The 6,282-nt window shown below is 31.4% G+C and carries 5 protein-coding genes; all 5 read left to right on the top strand.

Annotated features, from left to right (window positions below; translation table 11 throughout):
* Positions 1–280: 280 nt before the first annotated feature.
* Complete coding sequence (locus tag Q0352_RS10195) at positions 281–1,051, top strand: zinc ribbon domain-containing protein (protein ID WP_299527196.1); 771 nt, start codon at positions 281–283, stop codon at positions 1,049–1,051.
* A complete protein-coding gene (locus Q0352_RS10190) occupies positions 1,052–3,316 on the top strand; it encodes a hypothetical protein (protein WP_299527195.1) in 2,265 nt (754 codons plus the stop codon).
* Positions 3,317–3,412: 96 nt separating this feature from the next.
* Positions 3,413–5,587, top strand: a complete 2,175-nt coding sequence (locus tag Q0352_RS10185; protein ID WP_299527194.1) for a hypothetical protein — start codon at positions 3,413–3,415, stop codon at positions 5,585–5,587.
* Positions 5,588–5,590: 3 nt separating this feature from the next.
* Positions 5,591–6,088 (top strand): zinc-ribbon domain-containing protein, encoded by a 498-nt coding sequence (locus Q0352_RS14785; protein ID WP_367274628.1) that lies wholly within the window; start codon positions 5,591–5,593, stop codon positions 6,086–6,088.
* 1 nt (position 6,089) lies between these two features.
* The coding region (locus Q0352_RS10180) for a zinc ribbon domain-containing protein (protein ID WP_299527193.1) at positions 6,090–6,282 on the top strand (193 nt) is incomplete at its 3' end.

The raw sequence follows: 6,282 nt of genomic DNA, 5'->3' as shown, positions 1-6,282 counted from the left end.
TAGCCCCAATTTTAACATAACTAAAGTTTGTTTCTATTCCATCTAATGGTGCTTAGTATAGATTCTTACTTATAGCAACATTCCCCAAGATTTAATTTTCTAGTGATATTTTAATAAAGAATATTATTATGAAGAAGCTTATTAAACTATCTCCTCCTTCACTTATTTATGATATTTCACAATTGTGCAAAAAAATTAATCTTTTTGACAGCAATAAACTGATAATTAATTCAAAAATTAGAATAAACACAATTATTTAAAGGAAATAAAACTCATTTATATGAAATCTCTAAACTGTCCAAATTGCGGAAATAAACTAAATGAAGGAGCTCTCTTTTGTGGTATTTGCGGAGGAAAAATAATTCAACAAGCCAAAGCAATTAAAGTTGATCCAAACACTTGTCCAAATTGCAATACACCATTTGAAAAAGATGAAAAATTTTGTGCTGAGTGTGGAAATGTAATAAATGAAGGAGTAGCAACGAACAAAGAGGTTCCTGAGAAAAAAATAATCTCAAAAAGTAAACCACAATCCATTCCAACTATAACATCAAACCCTTCAATAAAAAAGAAAAAAGGAGGCATTTTAAAAACAATAGGAAAAATTGCAGTAGGGTTTTTAGCATTTATTATCATAGGTTCTATAATCCTTTATAATTTAGGTGATGATTTGAAAAGTACTAACACAAGTGATATTGATATAATTAATACCGAGAATGTAAACAACGAAGAAATTGAGACAAGTAGCAGTACTAATGAAAAAAATCAGATAGTTGTAGAAACAGCTGTTGATGATAAAAATCTTGCTGATAAATACCGTAATGGTGTAGGTGTTGAACCGGATCAATATAAAGCATTTGAATTGTACGAAAAATTAGCTAATAAAGGTGATTTAGATGCAATGGTTGAACTTGCCGATTATTATGAGCAAGGGATATGGCTAAAAAAAGATTCTGAAAAGGCAATAAAACTATTAAAACAGGCAGCTGAAAAGGGCTCCTTAGCTGCTCAATGGCAATTAGAGTTTTTAGAAAGTGAAAACAGTAAATAAATGAATCCTATGAAAAACACATATAAACTTATCATTTTTATAATCGGCTTACTTATTATAAGTAGTTATTCAATTGCGCAAACAGCTGAGCAGAACAGTGCAGAGGATAAAAAATCAGCAAAAACGTTTGTGAAAGCAGAAACAATGAAAGCTGTTGGTAATAATCTTGCGATAGCACTAGATGCCGAAAGAAATAGTGGGGCAGTTACAAAAGCAATGACCAAATTCTGGGAAGCAGCAAAAGGACTAAATAAGAATCAAGTTCAGAAACTTGCATCACGTTGGGCGAAAGCTTCAACAACAAGTATAAAACAATTGATTAATCTATCTCCGAGCCAGTTGAGTAGTTATGCACGCGACGTTACAAGTAATATAAAATTTGATTCTAAAACCTTAAAGAATATCATTTATGGAGCAGGAGATAAAGCAGGAAATGCGACTTTAAAAATATTAACCGAGATGGACAATGTTATTGCCGAAACAGGAACAGTATCTGCTGAATTACTTAAAAAAATGAGAAGTGAAGCGGCTGGTTTAGATCCTAAACAGGCTAGTGCTTTCTATGATTTGTTGAAAAATAAATTATCAAAAGATTGGAAAAAACTTAGCAATACAAAGAACTTAACAGAAGGATTAGGTAAATATGTAGGCACTGCAGTTGATGGATATTTTGTGCTTAGTGATGCATACGATATTTACTACAGTGACGATGAAGCTGAAGTAAAGGCCATAAAAGCCACCGGTAAAATTATTGACTATGGGGCAAGTACTGGTGCTGGTGTTGCAAGTGCAGCTTTAGGTGGTGGGCTAGGCCCAGGTTTAGTAATCGCTTTTTCTGCCAACAGGGTTTCGACCTTATACACCGAAATTGCAATGCTTCAAAAAGAGCGGGAAGAAGCAAAAGATGCCTTAAAGAATGAAAGAATCGATAACGCAATACTCGTACGACGTCAACTGGTTAATATCAACAATAAAATTAAATCCGGAGAAATTAGAAATGCAAATTCCTTAATCTATAAACTGAAGACATTTCTTCTTGATCACAGTAGTGAAAATGAAGGAAAGCTTTTTGATTTACTTAAAGATTTAGAAGAAAAATCGGAAATTGCTGAACGAAACCTGCTTATCAATGGAATCGTTAATGAAGCAAGACATCCATACAGAAAAGCAATAACGAATTACACAAAAGGAGTACAATTACATCTTGCCAAAATATATGCGGCTGAAGCACTAGCTATTTTAAACAAGAATTTACAAACCTATCCTGAAATAGGTGGATTAACTGCAATCTCTAAAACTCAGCAACTTATTAATGCAATTAATGAAAAAATTGCCAATGCAGCAGAATTTTCAATAACTAGAGTTGCTGCACCTGAGCGCGTATATGTAGGTCAATCTATTGATATCCCTGTTTTTGTAACAGGAGGTATTCCTTATTATAGTTCCGTTGGAGAAATCGGTAGTAATATCTCTGAAGATGCAGAAGTAACCATGTTTTGGTATGCATCTGTAGTACCTGGCATTGAAAAATTTACGATTACACTTAAAGATTGCATGGGTAGTATTGCAAGTACTTCGGTTAGTATTGAGGTGGTTGAAGAGATTGAAGAGATTGAAGAAGAAAATGAAGAACCTGTTAATGAGAAATATTCAGGTTTGAAAGAATTTGTAGATGTTTCTAAGCTAAGTAATAAGACCCATGAACACCATTATTTTGCAAGTAAGTTTCATAGTGGATATTCCAAAGAGTATAGAGACAAAGTATGGTCTGGTAAACGTGAAAATAATGAAGGTCCTTGGCGTACAGGGAATTCAGGTACAGGACAGGAAACAATATGGTATTGCTTACCACATGGCCCTTATAAACATTACTGTTTTGACGGTGAAAAAATACTTTATAGTGAAGGTAATTATAATAATGGACGGAGACATGGGAAATGGACATATTATCACATAAGCCCAGGTACTCAAGGAGAGATTGAGAAAATCCAAAATTATAAAAATGATGTCCTGCACGGAACCCAAACAACTTATGTTTTTTATAAAAGTAAAGAGGATTTTAGGAAAATTGAGAATTTCAAAGATGGCAAAAAAGACGGTACTCAAATAACATATAATTCCGATATACCAGGAGGAATTGAACATGAAAGAATATATCAAAATGGTAAATTTATAAGTGGTTATTATTATGCTTTTTCTGGAAGAGAAAAAGGAGCGGATGGCAAATATAAAGAGATATATGAAAAGATGATTTACGAAGAATAAGTGAATATGATATTGCTACTATTGTTTGTTACAGTAATAAATATTATAAAAATTTAGTTTAATAAAAAACAAGGTCTGTTAAAAGTTGAAGAAACTATGAATAAAATATACATCCAAAATCTCTTTATTATACTAGCCTTGCTATTTAGCTGTTTTTCATATGCTCAAAACCCAAAGTCTCAAACACAAGAGTTGAAAGAAACAACCGAAACATTTATACAAGCAGAAACGCTGAAAGCTTTAGAAACGAAAATAGCTAAAAAGTTAGTTGCCGAGATGAATGATCCTATAGTAAAAAAAACCATGAAAAAAATATGGGAATCGGCAAAAGGATTAAATAAAAAACAGGTAGAAACACTTTTTAAACGCTATGCAAGCGCATCAAAAACAAATCTTAATAAACTTATGAATTTCTCCCCAAGTCGGTTAAGTAGCTATGTTAGTGATGTAACCAGTAATATAAAAGTTGATGTTAAAACATTAAAAAAAATCATTTATGGAACAGGTGATAAGGCAGGAAATGCAGTTTTAAAAACATTGTCTGAGATGGATGAAATAATAGCTAAAACAGGAAAACTACCTAAGCATATACTTAAAGCAATGCGTGATGAAGCAAGCGGGTTAAACCCAAAGCAAGCAAGAGCTTTCTATGATTTACTTAAGGAAAAAATGTCAAAGGATTTGACAAATATAGGAGATTTAAAAACTCCAGGGAAAGGACCAGGTGGTATGGTAGGAACAGTGGTTGATGGGGTGTTTGTGTTATTTGATGCTTATGATATTTACTATAGTGATGAAGACCCTGAAGTTAAAGGAATTAAAGCAACCGCTAAAATTATTGATTATGGCGCAAGTACTGGTGCTGGTGCTGCTAGTGCAGCATTAGGAGGAGGACTCGGACCAGGTTTAGTTATTGCCTTTACAGCTAATCGGGTTTCTACCCTATATACGGAGATAGCAATGCTTCAAAAAGAACAACAAAATGTAGCAGATATAGAAGAAAATCAAAAGATTAATAACGGAATATTTGCACGTTCTCAATTGGTGAATATTAGTCAATTAATAAAATCAGGACAACTAAAAAAAGCCAAATTTAAACTGTCCAAACTTCGTAATTTTTTACAAAACAATAAATTTAACAACGTAACAATGCTTTCAAAATTACGGTATAAATTAGAAGAAAATTTAAAAAAAGCAAAGTATAATGAACGTGTAAACAAAGAGATAAATAATGCTCGTTTTCCATATCTTGAAGCTTATAAAGATTACAAAAGAGGAATGCAATTGAACACTGCAAAATATAATGCAAACAAAGCACTAAAAATGCTAAAGAATGGTGCAAAAACATATCCTGAAATAAATGAACTACAAGCTATACCAAGAGTAAAAAGTTTACTTGCAGCAATTAATAAAAAAATTGCAAATGCAGGAGCATTAGTAATTACCAACGTTAATGCCCCAAAACAAGTTTCTCCAGGTGAAGATATTGAGATCCCTGTTTATGTTAAAGGCGGGATTCCTTATTATAGCGGTGCAGGAAGCATCTATGGTAACACCTCTGATAAACCTAAAGTAACATTTAATTGGACAGCACCTTCCAAACCTGGTATTCAAAAATTTACGCTTAAACTTCAAGATTGTATGGGTAGTATAGCTAGTACTTTGGTAAGTATTGAAGTTGCTGAAAATATTGAAGATAAAAAAGATGAGGAAATTGAACTAAACCTTGATGGTATTGACGGAATAGTAGATATAGAGGAAGGAAATGATATTGATATAGAAAAAATCAGAATAGAATTTAGATATAGGGGTGTGGCTAGTGTAACAAGAAATTTTTTTAACAATCAATCCGATATTGACTATGGGATATTAAGTCAAGGAACTACTTTTACAAAAAAAGGAAACAAAATAATCGTTAAGAGAATTTGGAAGGACGATTCTTCTAGTGATTATACAGATTTGAGTATCGAAGGATTAGACAATTCAAATAACTTAATTAGTCTAAGCTTTAATGATAATGGGTATTATTCGGATCCTGATAGAAGTCGTGAAGTAACAATACGATTAAAAGATGTGCCTTTTATAAAAAAAAGAAATACATCATCCAACGGTAATTACTTTTACGCTTATATTTTTGAGGGTGATATTACTAATTATATACTTGAAGTAAAAGATAGATATTACAACTCTGAATATGATGAAGTTTCTTATAAAGACTACCCTTCAAATTGTAGTATAGAAATTCATATTACAACAAAACTAGATTTTTAAAAAATGGAATATTGTTCAAATTGCGGTAAGAAACAAAAATTAAATATTAAATTTTGTACTAATTGTGGTTCTAAACTTAAGGAACCTATATCAAATATAGTTTCAAAAAATGAACCGACAACCAATGGAAATGTTACTCCCAATACAACAAATAAAACTATTGGTAATAAAAAGACTAATGCTAAAAACGTATTAATTTATTATTTTTTAATAAACATACCACTCTACATATTAAATACAGGAGTTGATGAAATTATTGGAGTGCAAATATTTTCATTAATAATTCTAATAACATTTATTTTAAGGTTAAAAAAAGAAAAGTTTGTAAACTGGTTTATGAAAATAATTTTTGTATTGCAGTCAATCTTAATCTTTTCAATTTTCATGACACAATCTGAATACCTTTTTTCAAATTTATTTTCAGCGCTAATAACGCTATCCCTATTAGCATTGTTTTGTATAACTATTGTACTATTATTTAAACGTAATAAAACTCAATGATATGAAATCTATAAACTGTCCAAATTGTGGAAATAAACTAAATGAAGGAGCTCTTTTCTGTGGTTCTTGTGGAGAAAAAATAATTCAACAAACCAAAGTAATAAAAGTTGATGTAAACACTTGCCAAAAATGCAATACTCCATTTGAAAAAGATGAAAAATTTTGTGCTGAGTGTGGAACTGCAATAAATGAAG

Origin of the sequence: uncultured Lutibacter sp., assembly GCF_937891065.1 — a bacterium.
Lineage (GTDB): Bacteria > Bacteroidota > Bacteroidia > Flavobacteriales > Flavobacteriaceae > Lutibacter.
The sequence above is the reverse complement of the archived record's forward strand: the minus strand, read 5'-3'. Positions and strand labels throughout refer to the sequence as shown.